A 16,364-nucleotide genomic window follows, 5' to 3' on the forward strand; every position below is an offset into this window, starting at 1 on the left:
GGTTGGTTACTCTTTATAAAAGAACCATTTTGCCAACTCCTTAAAGCTCGCCTTTTTGCCGTACATCAAAATACCTACGCGATAAATGCGGGCGGCGACATACGTAGTGAACAAAAAGCCCAGGATCAGTAATGCCATTGATAGATATAATTGCCAGTCGGGCACGCCAAAAGGCATTCTGAGCACCATTGCTACCGGCGATGTAAACGGAATAATAGACAACCAAACGGCCAATGAACTGTCCGGCGCCCTGAACAATATGGAAACTGATAAGATATAGGTAAATAACAATGGAAGTGTAATCGGCATCATGAATTGCTGTGTCTCGGTTTCGCTGTCTACCGCCGAACCTACTGCTGCAAACAACGCGCTATAAAGCAGGTAGCCTGCAATAAAGTAAAAAATGAAGCATGCCAATACCTTTCCAAAATGAATAGTCTGCAAGGTTGCCAAAGCGCCCATTATTCCGGGTGAAGAGGCAAACGAATGACCTAATATTTTGGTCGATACTACAGATAGAATGATCCATGCGCTAAACTGTGTCAATCCCACCAAACCAACGCCAATGATCTTGCCAAGCATTAGCTGGAAAGGTTTGACAGATGATATGATCACTTCTATGATCCGGCTGGTTTTCTCTTCGATCACGCCGCGCATAACCTGTGCCCCATAAATAAATAACGCCAGATAGATCAAGATCGCGCAGGCAATACCTACACCGATATTTGCGCCGAGATCGGTTTTGTTATCGCCGGTTTCAGTGATTTCCATAGGGCTGAGTGAAATATTGCTTTTTATCGAATGCAATAAAGCAGTATCGATATGATTTTTGATCATGCCGTTACTTACCGCGATATCGTTCATCTCCCGTTCAACTTTTTCAATTATAGTGATGCCCGGTTTCTTTTTTGACGATATTTTTATCGCATCTGGTTTGGTGTAATCGACTGGGATCTGCAGGGCCGAAAGGTTTTCGTCTTTCATCGCTTCGGCTTTTACCTCGTTGAATGACTTTGTCGAAGTTTCAAATTTCAGGTTAGGCTGATTTTTAAATTTTCCTGCAAACAAGCCGCTTTCGTCAATAACCTTAACCACTTGTTGATCGCTTAATTTATCACTGTCCTTTGCGATAAAAGTAATTGCTGCACCCATACCCAATATCAAACAAGGCAGCACGAAGATCATAATGATAAATGATTTTTTCCTTACGCGGGTGATATATTCTCGCTGTATGATGAGTAATACTTTGTTCATGGCTTAGCGGATTAGGTTTACTTGTTCAATAAAAATTTCGTTCATGCTCGGGATCACTTCCTGCAGCATATTTACCCTCGTTTTTGGGATGAGGTATTGCAGCACATCGTTAGAGGTATTACCCTCTGCAAGCTTTATTTTGATGGTATGTTCCATGTCGTCCCCGGCCTTTTCTTCAATTACCTCGAATGGTTGCGAACCGTTAAAGCTTAATTGCTCACCATTATATTCTATTAAGTAAGTTGCGTTGCGATAGGAGTTACGGATCCCTTTAACTGTACCATCCAAGATCTTTTGTGATTTATTGATCAGCGCGATAGAATCACACAATTCCTCAACCGATTCCATCCTGTGGGTTGAAAATAAAATAGTAGCACCTTTTTTATTAAGCTCCAGGATTTCGTCCTTTATAATTTCGGCATTAACAGGGTCGAAGCCGCTGAATGGTTCATCCAATATGATCAGATCGGGTTCATGCAATACCGTTGCTACAAATTGTGCCTTTTGCTGCATCCCTTTCGAAAGCTCCTCGATCTTCATCTTCCACCAGGTTTCCATACCCAGCTTATCGAACCAGATCTTTAAGCGGCGTGTGGCTTCTGCTCTGCTTAATCCCTTCAACCGCGCCAAATAGATCATCTGTTCGCCGATCTCCATTTTTTTATAAAGGCCGCGCTCTTCTGGCAGGTAACCGATGCGGTCGATATGGGATTGGTTGAGCTTTTCGCCGTTGAAATAAACCTCGCCGCTGTCTGGCGCAGTAATCTGGTTGATGATGCGGATAAGTGAGGTTTTGCCGGCGCCATTCGGTCCTAACAAGCCGAATACCTGCCCGCTTTTAACCTCCAGGCTTACATCGCTCAACGCCCGGTGACCGGCGTATTGCTTAACAATGTTGCGGATGCTTAACATATAAAGGTGATTATAGGTGATTTTGGTTTTAAGATACGCAAATATTAAAAATGTTACAGCGATAAAACCAAATGCCCGATTTTATTGTAAATTTAATTATTGAAAGTATGATAATCAGAACGTTAGTTGTAATTTGTGTCTTTTGCTGTACCACAAGTGTATTTGCTCATGGTGTTAACGGGCACAATGTAACTTCTAATAGTGCTGATACTACTGTCATTAAGGATTCGGTTAAAACCGTAAGCGCCTCCAATAAAAGGATCGGCAAAAAGCCTGTAACGCACTCCCGCATGAGCCAATCAACCCGAAACAGGATAGCGAAGATCGAGTCGCTCAGCAAAAAGATAGACAAGATAGAAGCTAATATAAAACGGCGAGAGGCAGAGATCGCTAAGGTGGAGGCGAGGCAATAAAATTCAATGGTTTACCTTTTTTTTAAGTTCATCCAGGCCTAATCTTAATACCTCGATCGACTCCTTCTGCCGGGAAATTATTACGTACATGTAGCCCTTATAAACAATAGTATGCGGATAACCGTATTGGCCGCCCTTCCATAGGCCTTCTTTTTTAAGATGGTAAAGTTCGTCGGCTATAATATAGTTTCTGTTGAACTGTCTTCCATCAGACGATAGGGAAAGTACCAGCGGATTACGGTCGTAATGATGCAGGGTATCTGGTATGCCAACGTAATAAAAACGTTTGTCGGGCAGGCGTCCAAAATGAAACTTACTGTCGTTGTCCGAAAAATTGGTTTCAACCGGCCTGGACCATGATTTGCCGTTGTTTTTACTTTCTGTTAACCATAATCGCCCCCTCCAGCCTTTCCCGGTAACCCGCAATAACATATGCAACACATCATCATCAGTCTGGAAAAACGAGCCCTCGCACAGTGGCGGCAAGCCCAGTTTTGCTGCCGGGGCATAAAATGCTGCGGAATTATCCTGTTTATAAAGCGAGTCGGGGTAAGGGCTGCTTAGTTTCCAGCCTTTAATACCATACGGATCATCGGTATAAGGGAATAGGAAGTTACCGCTTATGATTAATCTTCCGCTTTTGGTTGCTTCAGGGCCATGGTTAGGGATCAGAGGAACGTGCATATCAATGGGATTGCTCCAGTGCTTGCCATCCGTACTTGTTTTTGCCCAAAGGTGCGTGTTTTGGCGGTTATGTGTGTATTCACCATAATAAGCCACCAGCGTTCCTTTATATTGATATAAGCCGGCTGCGGTAAGTACGGTTAAGGTATCATTTGTTTTTGTTGGTGACGCAAGCGGCGTAGGAGCAGACCAATGAAAAAAATCTGCCGAAGTTGCATAAACTACCCTTTGCCCCGGCGAGTCTTCGTCAACCAATCCGTCAGACCAAATGGCTATAAACTTGTCCTTAAAATGAATGATAGACGAATGGTGATTATACAGCCAGTCCTTGCCCGGCGTATAGATCATCGACCGCTCAATTTTTAGGTGCGGCACACCGGCTTCTGTTTGATAATTGTTGGTAACCGCGGGCGTTTGGCCGAAAACATCGCCAGCAATAAAAAACAAAACGATGCAAAGGGTAAATTTTATATTCATGGCATTTTGTACCGCAATATAACTGATAGCGCGTAAAAAAGCCCAAAATCCTAAAACTTTGGGCTCCCTTTTTATCTTCCGGACTTAAAACTTACTCAAAATATTCCTTCATCCGTTCGAAAAAGCTTTTCTCGTTTTTACCCGGATTAGGTTTAAAGTTGGGTGAGTTTTGTAGTTTCTCTAATAGCTCACGTTCTTCGCGGCTTAATGCTTTTGGTGTCCAAATGTTGATATGAACCAATTGGTCGCCGCGGCGGTAGGAGTTCACTTCCGGCACGCCCTTGCTTTTTAAGCGCAGGATCTTGCCGCCCTGTGTTCCCGGGTCGATCTTGATCTTAACTTTGCCGTCGATAGTTGGTACTTCAACGCTGGTGCCGATGGTGGCATCTACAAAGTTTACGTGCAGATCGTATATCACATTGTTGCCATCGCGTTTCAGGGTTTCGTGTGGGATTTCCTCTATCAGGATGATCAAGTCTCCCGGTACACCGCCACGAGGGGCAGAATTACCTTTGCCGCTCATGCTCAATTGCATGCCTTCGCTTACGCCGGCAGGAATATTGATAGTGATAGTTTCTTCGCCGCGTACAACTCCGTCACCATGACAAACAGTACATTTTGACAGTATGGTTGTGCCTTCGCCGTTACAGGTAGGGCAGGTACTGGTAGTTTGCATCTGGCCCAATATGGTATTGGTTACCCGGCGCACAGCTCCCTGGCCGCCGCAGGTTTTACAGGTTTGGAACGATGCTTTATCCTTAGCCCCGGTACCATCGCAGGTTTTGCAGGGGATCTGTTTGTTAACCTTTATCTTCTTTTCAGCGCCATTGGCTATTTCTTCAAGTGTTAGGCGTACTTTAATGCGCAGGTTGCTGCCTCGCTGCACCCTTCTGCCACCGCTGCTCTGCCTGCCGCCACCACCGCCGAAGAAACCTTCAAACGGACTGCCGCCGCCAAATATATCGCCAAACTGGCTGAATATATCGTCCATATTCATGCCGCCACCACCGTAGCCGCCGCCATTGGCAGAATGTGCGTTAGCTGCATGACCAAACTGATCATATCGCTGGCGCTTTTCGGGATTACTTAAAACCTCGTACGCCTCCGCAGCTTCCTTAAACTTATCTTCAGCAGCTTTATCACCTTCGTTTTTATCCGGGTGATACTTAATTGCCATTTTACGATAAGCCTTTTTTATCTCATCAGCATCGGCACCTTTGGCTACGCCCAATATATCGTAGTAATCTCTTTTTGACATGGGGGGAATAATTATTGAATTAGTGAATTGGCGATTGAGTGAATTAAACTCAAATTTCGATTCAATAATTCTATTTCAATACGTTTATTTAATTAATGAATTAGTGAATGACTGAATAAACAAGCGATAAAATCAATCACTAATTCACTAACTCAGTAATTCACTGATTACTTTACGCGCCTACTATTACTTTAGCAAAACGCACTACCTTATCGTTAAGGAAATAACCTTTTTCCATTTCGTCAACTACTTTGCCTTTAAGGTCTTCAGTAGGGGCCGGGATGTTGGTGATGGCTTCCTGCAGTTCAGGATCAAATGGGGTACCTATGGATTCCATTTCCTTTAAGCCGGTTTTGTTAAGCGCTCCTTTTAACTTGTTTTGTATCAGCGTAACACCTTCCTTAACGGGTGCAACATCAGTGGCAGTTTCCATAGCCCTTAATGCACGTTCAAAATCGTCAAGTACCGGTAATAAAGAAACGATTAGGTCTTTGCCTTCCATTTTTCTGGCATCTTCACGTTCTTTTATTGTACGCCTTCTGAAATTATCAAATTCGGCATACAAGCGCAGATATTTGTCATTAGCGAGGGAAAGTTCCTCCTTTAATGTATCAACAGGCGACGGTGCATTTTCAGCAGCCTGCTCATCTGTTTCCTGTTCAAATTCGTTCACAGTAGTGTTTATATCTTCAGTGTTATCTGAATCTTCCTTCTTTTTTTTCTTCAACATGTCGTTAAAATTCATAGCTAATAGTGCCAATCAAGTATCTTGCCATTGGTATAAAGGCGACATCGTGGCAGTGTTTTTTAAATAAAGCGGAATTGTTTGCAGTTGGCAGTGCGCAGTTGGCAGATTGCTCATTAGTTCACTGGTTCATTAGTTCATTGGGAAATGAACGCGTTGATCCGGTTTTTTCAAATAAACAAATCCGAAATTGAACATCCGAAATCAAGCAATCTTCACATCTTCCAAAACCTTACCATTCTCGCATTTAATAATACGCGACGGGAAAGTGCGGATGATATGATAATCGTGCGTGGCTATCAATACCGCAGTTCCCGACTGACTGATTTGCTTTAGCAGTAATACAATTTCTTCAGAAGTATCGGGGTCAAGGTTCCCGGTTGGCTCATCGGCCAGGATAATCTCAGGATCATTAAGTAAGGCCCGGGCTATTACTACCCTTTGCTGTTCGCCGCCTGAAAGCTCATGCGGCATTTTTTTAAGTTTTGAACGCAAACCAACTTTTTCCAGAACATCAAGAGAACGGTCCTCAATCAATTTTTTATCTGTCCAACCGGTTGCCCGCATCACAAATTGCAGGTTTTGTTCAACAGAACGATCTGTAAGTAACTGGAAATCCTGGAAAACTATACCAAGCTTACGACGCAGAAACGGAACGTCATTTTGTTTAAGGTTATTCAGGTCGTAACCGCATGCATGGCCTGCGCCGGTGTTGATGTTCAGATCGCCGTAAATAACCTTCAGCAAGCTACTTTTACCTGACCCGGTTTGACCGATCAGCCAAACAAAATCACCCTTATCAATATGCAAATTAACGTTCGACAACACCAGGTGCGCCTGCTGAAAAATATCAACGTTGTTTAGCTTTATAATTGAATTTCCGATCATATCTTGGTTAATTAGTTCATTTGTTCACTGGTTCATTGGTCTTGTCCTTTGGTTTATCAAGCGGTTTCTCCGCTAACCACCAATGAACTAATGAACCATTGAACCAATCAACTAACTCAAATCTCTAATTTAAGGATCTGCCCGAAAGGCAGATCCTTAATAATATTCATTATGTATTCTGTCTTGTCCTGCAAGCCCACCTTATCCAATGACTTATCAGGCCTGTCGACCCGAAAATAGGCAAGCAACGTAAACTTATCATCCCTCAACTGTACGTAATCAGGTATTTTGGCAACGCCTTTAACTTTAATTATATACATTTTAGTTCATGGTTGATGGTTCATAGTTCATGGTAGCTTCGCTCACGACCGTTTCTTCGGCTATGAACTATGAACCATCAACTATGAACTCTTATAACGCTAGTACTTCCTTAACTCTTTCAGCTGCTTCTTTCAGCAATATGGCTGAGAATACTTTTAAGCCTGATTCGTCAATCAATTTTTTAGCTTCAACGGCATTTGTGCCCTGCAAGCGAACGATAATTGGAACCGGGATATTGCCGATTTCATGGTAAGCATCAATAACACCCTGTGCCACACGGTCACAACGAACGATCCCACCAAAGATGTTGATGAGGATAGCCTTTACGTTCGGGTCCTTCAGGATAATGTTGAAAGCCGCTTTTACGGTCTCAGCATTGGCCGTTCCGCCAACGTCCAGGAAGTTAGCAGGCTCGCCGCCGGCAATCTTGATGATGTCCATGGTAGCCATGGCCAAACCTGCGCCGTTAACCATACAGCCAACGTTACCGTCAAGCTTTACAAAGTTAAGGTTCGATTTACTGGCTTCAACTTCCATCGGGTCTTCTTCAGCAACATCGCGCATAGCTGCAAAATCCGGGTGACGGAACAATGCATTGTCGTCAAGGTTTACCTTGGCGTCAACGGCTAATATTTTGTTGTCAGATGTTTTTAAAACCGGGTTGATCTCAAACTGAGATGAATCGGTAGCATCGTATGCTTTATATAATGAGGTGATAAATTTCACCATATCCTTAAAGGCATCGCCTGACAGGCCAAGGTTAAAGGCGATTTTACGCGCCTGGAAACCCTGCAGACCAACTTTAGGATCAATTTCTTCTTTGTGGATGCGCTCAGGGGTTGAATGTGCAACTTCCTCGATGTCCATACCGCCTTCGGTTGAGTACATGATGATGTTGCGGCCCTTTGCGCGATCAAGCAAAACGCTGATGTAAAATTCCTTTGTTTCAGTTTCGCCGGGATAGTAAACATCCTGTGCCACCAATACTTTGCTTACCAGTTTACCTTCGGGGCCGGTTTGCGGGGTAATAAGCTGCATACCTAAAATATTGGTTGCGCGTTCCTTTACCTCGTCTAAGTTCTTAGCTAATTTAACGCCGCCGCCTTTACCGCGACCGCCTGCATGGATCTGTGCTTTTATTACAACCCAATCAGAGCCGTAATCTTCTTTCATTTTTTTGGCAGCTTCAACAGCCTGTTCAACGCTGTCGGCAACTATGCCTTCCTGAACCCTAACGCCAAAGCTTTTTAATATGGCCTTACCTTGATATTCGTGAATATTCATGTTTTGTGAAGAATTTGCGGTAAAGCTACTATTTAGTTTTTAGAGATTAGAGACCAGAGCTTAGTTGGAGTGTCAATTTTTAAAATTAACTGGCCGAATTGCTGCTTTACAAAGCTGTTAACCCGTCAACCCATCCAAAAAGCTGAAATTACCATAGTAAAATGTTACTTTACCCCTGATAAAAAAATCAATTACGAGGGATAATGTACGTTTGCTCCTGATAAAAAAATGAATTACGAAGGTAAACGTTGTTTTGCCCCTGGTAAAAAAAATGATTACCAAGGTAAAATGGTGTTTTGGTCCTGATAAAAAAATGGATTACCATGGCAAAGGTCAATTTTACCCCTGATAAAAAGGGAACGGTTTATTTTGTAATGCGTTGATATACATGTAAATATACAAAATATAATTCAAAATTCATGTTTAGCTGGCCCAAAAAGACAGAAATATTGGATGATGAAGTGGTAGGTGAATTATCAAGTTTTGGTGTTATACAAATATACGGAATTTGGGACGATTTTTTAGCATTTTCGCCAATATCGGGAGAATTAAACCCGCGTTACACGGCGTTAATGCATTGCGTTAATTCCGCTTGCGGAATTGACTCACCCGGTCGACGCTTCGCTGGACCACCCGCTCTGCTGCGCAAAAAGGGAAAAGAAAAAGTAATTGTAAGATATTTTTCTCACCTCTTTACGCGCAGCGAAGAGAGGTCGACGAGCGAAGCAATGTCGGGTGAGTCAACTCTACCAGCGCCATTTCTCACCATCCCATCCACATTTTTCACCTAATCTCCAATCTCTAATCACTAATCACTAACTTTACCCCATGCTCAAAGCTAAAAACATCCATAAATCATACGGACAGCTGCAAATTTTAAAAGGCGTCGACTTTGAAGTTAACAAGGGCGAAATTGTAACTATTGTAGGCGCATCAGGCGCAGGTAAAAGCACGTTGCTGAACATATTGGGTACGCTGGACAGGCCCGACACTGGCCAGATCTTTATTGATAATACAGAAGTGAGCGGGTTAAATAATAAGGCGCTAAGCGCTTTTCGTAACCAGCGGATAGGCTTTATCTTCCAGTTTCATCACCTGCTTGTTGAGTTCGACGCTATTGAAAATGTGTGCATTCCGGCGTTTATAGCCGGCACAGCCCGTAAGGATGCGGAGAAAAGAGCAACAGAATTATTAAAACTATTGGGTTTGGGCGATAGGATGAACCACAAGCCGGGCCAGCTTTCGGGTGGCGAGCAGCAAAGGGTTGCGGTGGCAAGAGCGTTGATCAATAGCCCATCTATAATTTTTGCAGATGAACCGTCTGGGAACCTTGATTCTGCCAATTCACAGGAACTGCACCAGTTGTTTATCAGGCTGCGCGATGAATTTAACCAAACCTTCGTGATAGTAACCCATAATCAGGAGTTGGCAGATATTTCTGACCGCACCGTGTTTATGAAGGACGGGTTAATAGCTTAATAATAATGAAGATCTTGATCACAGCGGCAACTTCAGCCGGAGCATATAAGCTTAAGAACCAACTAAGCGCTGATGATGATGTCATCCTGGGCGATTACTTGGAACTGCCTGCCTTTATGCTAAAAAACGCTGACATGGTTAAACTGCCAAACCCGGCTTCACCATCCTATACACATGAAATGTTAACTTTATCCTTAGATAAGGAGGTCAATAAAATTTATGCCTTACGTGATGAAGAAAACAAGCTTTTGCAAGAATCGAAACAGTTGTTTAATGAATACGGAATTTTTTTAGTCGATACAATATAAACAAAAAAAAACGTCATAAATAAAAGCGCGTCATTGCGAGGAACGAAGCAACCTCTAAACTATGCAGATCAGGGAACAATAATATTGTGGGAAACAAGCAGCGGTTAAAAGATCCCACCGAAACTAAGGTTCGTTGATTGTCCTTAGTAGAGGTTGCTTCGTTCCTCGCGATGACGGGTTGGTTTTGCCATGAACTATGAACCATCAACCATGAACTAAAAATGAACTTACACACAATAAATACCGGCTTTTTTAAATTAGATGGCGGCGCCATGTTCGGCGTGGTGCCGAAAACCATCTGGCAAAAAACTAACCCTGCCGACGAAAACAACCTTTGCACCTGGGCCATGCGGTGCCTGCTGATAGAGGACGAGGGGAAGCTGATTTTGGTAGACACCGGGATAGGTAACAAGCAGGATGAAAAGTTTTTTAGTCATTATTATTTGCACGGGGATGCCACGCTTGATAAATCGTTGGCAGCTTTAGGCTTTCACCGCAGTGATATTACCGATGTGTTTTTAACCCACCTCCACTTTGATCATGTGGGAGGAGCAGTTGTACGGGAAAACGAAAAGCTATTGCCCGCCTTTAAAAATGCAACCTATTGGAGCAATCCACAGCATTGGGACTGGGCGGTAAATCCTAATGAACGTGAAAAGGCTTCCTTTTTGAAAGACAATATTCTGCCGATCCAGGAAAGCGGGCAATTAAAATTCATACCGGCGGAGGATGGTGTCAAGTTTACCGAAAACGTCAACATTCGTTTTGTTTATGGCCATACCGATGCCATGATGCTGCCGCTCATCAACTATAAAGGGAAGCAAATTTTGTACATGGCCGACCTGTTGCCATCAACCGGGCATATCCCTTTACCGTATGTAATGGCCTATGATATGTTCCCGTTGAAAACGTTAAATGAAAAAAAACTTTTTTTAAATGAAGCGGTTGAAAAAAATTATATATTGTACCTCGAACACGATCCCATAAATGAGTGTTGTACACTGCAGCAAACTGAAAAGGGGATCAGGCTAAATGAAACTTTTAACCTTGATAATATATGATATTTGAAGCTAGATACCACAAAAACCGTGCAATTATTGTCTTAAAACATACAAAAATTAATTAATTTTTTATTCAAAATATCTGAAAATTTCATATAACAATTTTCTACCTTTGCACGTTCATTTCTAAACAACAATCGAGGTTAATAAAATAGATGAGACAACTCAAAATAACCCAATCCATTACCAACCGTGAGTCGCAATCACTTGACAAATATCTGCACGAAATTGGTAAAGTTGACCTTATAACAGCCGAAGAAGAAGTAATACTAGCTCAGAAGATAAGGGAGGGTGACCAGGCTGCATTAGAACGCTTAACAAAAACCAACCTTCGCTTTGTGGTTTCTGTTGCTAAACAATATCAAAACCAGGGACTTACCCTTGGCGATTTAATTAATGAAGGTAATCTTGGTTTGATAAAGGCTGCAAAGCGTTTTGACGAAACCAAGGGTTTTAAATTTATATCATACGCCGTTTGGTGGATCCGTCAGTCGATATTGCAGGCTATTGCCGAGCAATCTCGTATCGTGCGCTTACCGTTGAACCAGGTAGGTTCATTAAGCAAGATCAGTAAAGCATTTTCAAAGCTGGAGCAGGAATTTGAGCGTGAGCCATCTCCTGAGGAACTGGCTGACATGCTGGAAACTACAGTAGATAAGATCTCCGACACACTGAGCAACTCGGGCCGCCATGTTTCTATGGATGCGCCATTTGTGCAGGGTGAAGAAAATACACTGCTTGATGTACTGGAAAACCAGGAGCCAAATACCGACTCGATATTGATTAACGAATCATTATCAGAAGAAATAAAACGGTCACTTTCAACACTTACCGAGCGGGAGCGCGAAATTATCGTGTTGTTTTTTGGCTTAGGCACCAATCATCCGTTATCATTAGAGGAAATAGGTGAGAAATTCAACCTTACCCGCGAACGCGTTCGCCAGATAAAGGATAAGGCATTACAACGCCTGCGTCATACTTCAAGGAGCAAGATCCTGAAATCATACCTGGGATAATCTTCCCGGTTTATCAATATTAAAGCATAAGGTTTGGTGATTTAATTCATCAAACCTTATTTTTTTGATCTCCTGTAACTAACTGCCTTCGAAAGTGGTCTTTTAGTTATAATGCGAAAAGTTTATCTTTTATTGACCCTTATTATTCTTTTCCGGCACAGTGTTGCTGCCGGGAATGACAGGGTAATGATTGGTAACATAAGTTTTAAAAATGCCACTGTTAAACGCGACCCCGACCCTGCACCCTATGCGGACTTTAAAACATTGGTTGTTCCTATAAAACGGGCAGGCAACCTGATAATTGTTGAAGCGCAGGTCGATTCGCTGGAAGGAAATTTCGTGCTGGATACCGGCGCTCCTTATCTCGTTTTAAATGCAACGTATTTCAGGTACATGCCCGAAATAGCCGACCAGGAAGCAGGCGGCATAAACGGCGAATCGAAGGGTGCATTTACTACCTATGTACACAACTTTAAAATCCTCGATCTGCAATACAGCCGCCTTACAGCAGACGTTACGGACCTGTCTTCGATAGAAAACGGCAGAAACATAAAGATCCTCGGCTTACTTGGAACCCGTTTGTTCGAAAATTTTTCCATTACTGTCGATCTTTTCAATAATGTGCTTTATATTCAAAAAGTGGACAAGAGCGGCAATGTTCCGGAAGGGGAAAAGATTTTTCACGACAGGTTGATGTTTAGTCCCTTTAAATATATTAACAGTGTGATATTCCTGAAGGGGACAGTAAATAACAATACTTATTGGTTTGGGTTTGATACCGCAGCTGAAACAAACCTGTTGGATTATGATCGCTTTAAAAAAATAGTGAAAGATTTGCAGATCATCAACCGGTCGAAAATAAACGGTATAGGTGGCAAGGGTTTGGAAGTATTATATGCCCGATTCGACGGGTTAACGGTGGGCGATCATACATTTGAAAAAAATCGAACTTTAATAACCGACCTTGAAAAGATGGGGAAAGCGTATGGCAGCAATATTGATGGCATTTTAGGCTATGATTTTTTCGTCAGGGGGATATTTACCATCAACTTCGTTAAAAAGGAATTTGAAATGTACATTTATAACAATAAATAGGATGATGCGGGGCAAATATATTTTGGTTGTTTTTGTATTGCTTATAAGCAGTATGAAAATTGCTGTTGCCCAAAATAACCTATTTATTGCCCGTGATCACCTGGTGTTGCAGATAGATCTTAAAACATCTGATAAGGAACTGGACAGCATTTTTAAAATTGCAGGGGTGAGTAAGTCAAATGCGCAAAAACTTTTGAAAGGCAATTACAATTCTATAAAGGAAGACGGCTGGGACCTTGCTACCCACGAAAATAAGATTATTCGTTTTGACCGGTCATTATCAGGCTTAAACGAAAACCCGCAAGACGCGCCATTTGAAATAACCACCCATTTACCCGAATTTGCAGGCGAACCGGGTTACCCTGTGGATGTAAAGTATGGGGTCAATAAATACGCCCACGCTACAGTTTTTGCGCTGCCGTCGGGCTTAACGCGGTTTATATTGCCCGGATATACAAGAGCAAGGCGGGTGTTTTTATCGGGCAACTTCAACCATTGGAGCACACTAAAGGGCGCAATGAAAAAGGGCGATGGCGGCTGGATAATTGATGTTAAGCTGGAACCCGGCGCTTATGAGTATAAATACATTGTGGATAGCCGCTGGATAACCGACCCTAACAACCTGCAATTGATTGATGATGGCGCAGGCAATACCAATTCGCTTTTCTTTAAATACAACTACACCATTAAACTGGCTGGTTATCCGTCGGCTAAAAAAGTAGTGCTTGCCGGCGATTTTAACAAGTGGAATGCAAATGAACTGCTGATGGATAAAAAGAGCAATGGTTGGGAGAAACACCTGTTTTTAGGTGATGGCAAGCACATTTATCATTTTCTTGTTGACGAAAAATGGGTTGCCGACCCTGCTAATCCAAAGAAATTAAAGGATGATGACGGGCGTTTGAATTCAGTTTTAAATTTGGGCGAGGCTATCACTTTTAAACTATCGGGCCATAAAAATGCCAGGAATGTATTTGTTGCAGGCAATTTTAATTACTGGCGTCCCGACGAGTTCAGTATGGATAAAACAAGCGACGGGTGGACGATCACCACAACCATCATTCCCGGTAATTACCAGTACAGGTTTGTTGTAGACGGCGACTGGATCACCGATCCTGCCAACCCACATTACGCTGCGGAGGATGGTAAAATTAATTCGTTTTTGGCAGTACGGCCAAATCATACCTTTAAGCTAAAGGGGCATGCAAATGCAAAAAAGGTTACGCTTAACGGCAGCTTTAATAACTGGGAAGAAAACGGATACATAATGGAACGTAAGGGAGATTCGTGGACGATTGACTTTTACCTGAAGCCCGGTAAATACTTATATAAATTCAGGGTTGATGGTGAATGGATGATAGACCCTGGCAATAAACTTTGGGAGCAAAATGACCATGATTCGCAAAATTCAGTGCTTTGGATTGAATGAGGAAAGGTAAAAGCTAAAAGGACAAAGGCGAAAGGTGGAAAAATTGAATACAAAAATGCTAACCTTTCGCGCCTGGTATTTGCCTAAACAAAAAAACCTTTTACCTTTAACCTTTTGCCTTTTACCGATTAACAAATATGACCACAATACCTATATACCAGGCTGATGCCTTTACCAATAAACTTTTCGGCGGAAATCCCGCGGCTATTTGTCCGCTTGATACCTGGCTGCCAGATGAGGTGATGCAAAAGATCGCCATTGAAAACAACCTTGCCGAAACCGCTTTTTTTGTAAAAAACGATGCTGGCTACAAACTGAGGTGGTTTACACCGGAATATGAAATTGATTTGTGCGGGCATGCCACGTTGGCATCGGCACATATTTTATTTACCCAATTAGGATACAAAGAGGATGAGATCCACTTTGATACGGTAAAGGCGGGCACGCTTACGGTAAAAAGAGATGGCGATAAATATACCATGGATTTCCCGTCCCGGCCGCCGATCCATATCGATCCGCCGGTTGGATTAGTGGAGGCCCTGGGCGAAAAGCAACCTTTAGAAGTTTTAAGATCAAGAGATTATTTCCTTGTATACGAATCGGAAAGCGATATTCGCGATATTTCGCCTGATTTCTTCGCGCTGTCAAAAATGGATACGGTAGGAGTTATAGTTACGGCTCCCGGCGATCATGCCGACTTTGTGTCCCGCTTTTTTGCACCCGGTGCGGGTATCCCTGAAGATCCGGTTACTGGCTCAGCACATTGCAACCTGATCCCTTACTGGGCAGAGAAGCTTGGTAAAACCAACTTGCACGCGTACCAACTGTCATCCCGCGAAGGTGAACTATGGTGCGAGCAAAAAGGCGACAGGGTACTTATGAGCGGCGAAGCGGTTACCTATTTAAAGGGAGAGATATTCGTTTAAAGGTTAAAGCAGAAAGCTAAAAGCAAAAAGCCAAAAAAAACTTAAGCTTTCAGCTTTGGACTTTTAGCTTTCGGCTCAATATCCCACAGTAAACCGCTCTCTTATATGCTGCGGGTTCATTATTTCATCAATAATAGCCACGGCAAAATCCTCCATTGAAATATGGCTTTTCCCGGTTTCATCCGTGATGAGCTGGTCTTTCCCGGTTCTGAAGTTTCCTGTACGTTCGCCGGGTTCAATATATGCCGCCGGGCTGATATAGGTCCATTCCAGCTCTTTTTCCTTTTGATATTCTTTTAACGCATCGCGGTGTGCCAATGCAGCAGCTTTAAATTCGGCGGGAAAGTCGGGCTGATCAACCAACTGCTTTCCGGGCGCGACCTCAAGGCTGCCGGCACCGCCAACAACTATCAGGCGTTTAACACCTGCCTGCTTTAATCCATTTAGAAGCGGAACAGTAACCTCCACAATAGTGGACGGTGCGGCGCCTTTTGTGAAATTATAAGCGCTCACAACTGCGTCATGGTTAAACACGGCTGCTTCTACATCCTGGGTGTTGAACAGATCGCCTTTGGCTACCCGCAAATGAGGTGCTTCAAGCTTATAATCCTCCGGGTGGCGTACTATGGCCGTAACATCATGCTCGCGGTTCAGGGCCTCTGTAACTATACGGCTGCCAATGTTGCCGGTAGCTCCAAATATTGCTATTTTCATGGTAAGTTGTATAGGGTATAAATGTTAAAAACGTTGAAAATGTTTTGTTAGGATGAGATTGTTTTTTAACCAGAAAGCCCGGAAGTCGGTAAGGTTCGAA

The 16,364-nt window shown here is 42.9% G+C and carries 17 protein-coding genes and 1 pseudogene; 9 read left to right on the forward strand and 9 right to left on the reverse strand.

From position 1 onward, the window contains the following. Positions 1 to 6: 6 nt before the first annotated feature. Together KXD93_RS05660 and KXD93_RS05665 are read right to left on the reverse strand one after the other, a co-directional pair. Complete coding sequence (locus tag KXD93_RS05660; RefSeq protein ID WP_258135935.1) at positions 7 to 1,254, reverse strand: ABC transporter permease; 1,248 nt, start codon at positions 1,252 to 1,254, stop codon at positions 7 to 9. 3 nt (positions 1,255 to 1,257) lie between these two features. Beyond that, positions 1,258 to 2,166 carry an ABC transporter ATP-binding protein gene (locus KXD93_RS05665; protein WP_258135936.1) on the reverse strand — a complete coding sequence of 303 codons (909 nt, stop codon included), beginning with the start codon at positions 2,164 to 2,166 and terminating at the stop codon, positions 1,258 to 1,260. Positions 2,167 to 2,273: 107 nt separating this feature from the next. Between KXD93_RS05665 and KXD93_RS05670 the strand changes: the two genes are divergently transcribed. Further along, positions 2,274 to 2,579 (forward strand): PilN family protein, encoded by a 306-nt coding sequence (locus tag KXD93_RS05670; RefSeq protein WP_258135937.1) that lies wholly within the window; start codon positions 2,274 to 2,276, stop codon positions 2,577 to 2,579. A 3-nt stretch (positions 2,580 to 2,582) separates the two neighbouring features. Here KXD93_RS05670 and KXD93_RS05675 read toward each other — a convergent pair whose 3' ends face one another. The 6 genes and pseudogenes from KXD93_RS05675 to sucC form a co-directional block, all read right to left on the reverse strand. Then, entirely contained in the window at positions 2,583 to 3,740 is a 1,158-nt protein-coding gene (locus tag KXD93_RS05675) for an exo-alpha-sialidase (protein WP_258135938.1), read from the reverse strand. Positions 3,741 to 3,831: 91 nt separating this feature from the next. Continuing rightward, on the reverse strand, positions 3,832 to 4,998 hold the full coding sequence (gene dnaJ, locus KXD93_RS05680; RefSeq protein WP_258135939.1) for a molecular chaperone DnaJ: 1,167 nt from the start codon (positions 4,996 to 4,998) through the stop codon (positions 3,832 to 3,834). Positions 4,999 to 5,170: 172 nt separating this feature from the next. Continuing rightward, a complete protein-coding gene (locus KXD93_RS05685) occupies positions 5,171 to 5,743 on the reverse strand; it encodes a nucleotide exchange factor GrpE (RefSeq protein WP_258135940.1) in 573 nt (190 codons plus the stop codon). A 204-nt stretch (positions 5,744 to 5,947) separates the two neighbouring features. Beyond that, positions 5,948 to 6,631, reverse strand: a complete 684-nt coding sequence (locus tag KXD93_RS05690) for a cell division ATP-binding protein FtsE (protein WP_258135941.1) — start codon at positions 6,629 to 6,631, stop codon at positions 5,948 to 5,950. A 116-nt stretch (positions 6,632 to 6,747) separates the two neighbouring features. Then, entirely contained in the window at positions 6,748 to 6,951 is a 204-nt protein-coding gene (locus tag KXD93_RS05695; RefSeq protein WP_258135942.1) for a fructose-6-phosphate aldolase, read from the reverse strand. A gap of 91 nt (positions 6,952 to 7,042) precedes the next feature. Further along, positions 7,043 to 8,239: pseudogene (gene sucC, locus KXD93_RS05700) on the reverse strand (ADP-forming succinate--CoA ligase subunit beta); the annotation flags it as partial. Positions 8,240 to 8,655: 416 nt separating this feature from the next. Here sucC and KXD93_RS05705 point away from each other — a divergent pair. From KXD93_RS05705 to KXD93_RS05740, 8 genes are all read left to right on the forward strand, one after another. Next, on the forward strand, positions 8,656 to 9,027 hold the full coding sequence (locus KXD93_RS05705) for a hypothetical protein (protein ID WP_258135943.1): 372 nt from the start codon (positions 8,656 to 8,658) through the stop codon (positions 9,025 to 9,027). Positions 9,028 to 9,064: 37 nt separating this feature from the next. Next, positions 9,065 to 9,715 carry an ABC transporter ATP-binding protein gene (locus KXD93_RS05710; RefSeq protein ID WP_258135944.1) on the forward strand — a complete coding sequence of 217 codons (651 nt, stop codon included), beginning with the start codon at positions 9,065 to 9,067 and terminating at the stop codon, positions 9,713 to 9,715. Positions 9,716 to 9,720: 5 nt separating this feature from the next. Next, positions 9,721 to 10,023, forward strand: a complete 303-nt coding sequence (locus KXD93_RS05715; protein ID WP_258135945.1) for a hypothetical protein — start codon at positions 9,721 to 9,723, stop codon at positions 10,021 to 10,023. 221 nt (positions 10,024 to 10,244) lie between these two features. Further along, the gene (locus KXD93_RS05720; protein ID WP_258135946.1) at positions 10,245 to 11,084 is read left to right on the forward strand and encodes an MBL fold metallo-hydrolase; all 840 of its coding nucleotides are present in this window, start codon (positions 10,245 to 10,247) and stop codon (positions 11,082 to 11,084) included. A 155-nt stretch (positions 11,085 to 11,239) separates the two neighbouring features. Further along, positions 11,240 to 12,100, forward strand: a complete 861-nt coding sequence (locus KXD93_RS05725) for a sigma-70 family RNA polymerase sigma factor (RefSeq protein ID WP_073404581.1) — start codon at positions 11,240 to 11,242, stop codon at positions 12,098 to 12,100. A gap of 111 nt (positions 12,101 to 12,211) precedes the next feature. Next, on the forward strand, positions 12,212 to 13,195 hold the full coding sequence (locus tag KXD93_RS05730) for an aspartyl protease family protein (protein WP_258135947.1): 984 nt from the start codon (positions 12,212 to 12,214) through the stop codon (positions 13,193 to 13,195). Between the two features lie 52 nt (positions 13,196 to 13,247). Then, a complete protein-coding gene (locus KXD93_RS05735; RefSeq protein ID WP_258135948.1) occupies positions 13,248 to 14,624 on the forward strand; it encodes an early set domain-containing protein in 1,377 nt (458 codons plus the stop codon). 137 nt (positions 14,625 to 14,761) lie between these two features. After that, on the forward strand, positions 14,762 to 15,550 hold the full coding sequence (locus KXD93_RS05740; RefSeq protein WP_258135949.1) for a PhzF family phenazine biosynthesis protein: 789 nt from the start codon (positions 14,762 to 14,764) through the stop codon (positions 15,548 to 15,550). A 75-nt stretch (positions 15,551 to 15,625) separates the two neighbouring features. Here the strand turns inward: KXD93_RS05740 and KXD93_RS05745 are convergent, their stop codons facing one another. Further along, positions 15,626 to 16,264, reverse strand: coding sequence for an NAD(P)-dependent oxidoreductase (locus KXD93_RS05745; protein ID WP_258135950.1), 639 nt, complete (start codon positions 16,262 to 16,264; stop codon positions 15,626 to 15,628). Positions 16,265 to 16,364 lie beyond the last annotated feature (100 nt).

The organism is Mucilaginibacter phenanthrenivorans (assembly GCF_024721155.1).
Taxonomy (GTDB): domain Bacteria; phylum Bacteroidota; class Bacteroidia; order Sphingobacteriales; family Sphingobacteriaceae; genus Mucilaginibacter; species Mucilaginibacter phenanthrenivorans.